The sequence below is a fragment of the Oceanospirillum linum genome, from assembly GCF_001995095.2.
GTDB classification, from domain to species: Bacteria; Pseudomonadota; Gammaproteobacteria; order Pseudomonadales; family Halomonadaceae; genus Oceanospirillum; species Oceanospirillum linum.
On the sequence record NZ_MTSD02000270.1, the window covers coordinates 1 to 379 of the forward strand.

Sequence of the window (379 nt, forward strand, 5' to 3'; positions counted from 1 at the left end):
GCTCTGGGGTGTTAGTGGCGTATGACAAAGCCATTATCGTCTCAATGTTTGCCTTATTAGTCACCTTACTTATGGCAGTGTTTTCTAAAGGGATCTTCCGTTTAATCCCAATTTTATCCGGTGTTGTTGCGGGTTACGGTCTTGCGTTCGTCATGGGGCTTGTTGATTTAAGCCCTGTCACTCAAGCTGCTTGGATTTCGATGCCTGCATTTACCGCACCGGAGTTTCATTGGCAGGCTATACTCTTCATGATTCCGGTTGCTATTGCACCTGCAATTGAACACTTAGGCGATATGGTCGCTATTAGCCAAGTAACAGGCAAAAATTATCTGAAAAAACCAGGTCTACACAGAACATTACTGGGTGATGGTTTAGCAAT

Annotated in this window: 1 protein-coding gene; it reads left to right on the plus strand. The window is 44.3% G+C overall.

Going from position 1 to position 379, the window contains the following annotated elements; genetic code table 11:
- On the plus strand, window positions 1-379 hold a 379-nt coding region (locus BTA35_RS17590; RefSeq protein ID WP_274378454.1), incomplete at both ends, for a solute carrier family 23 protein.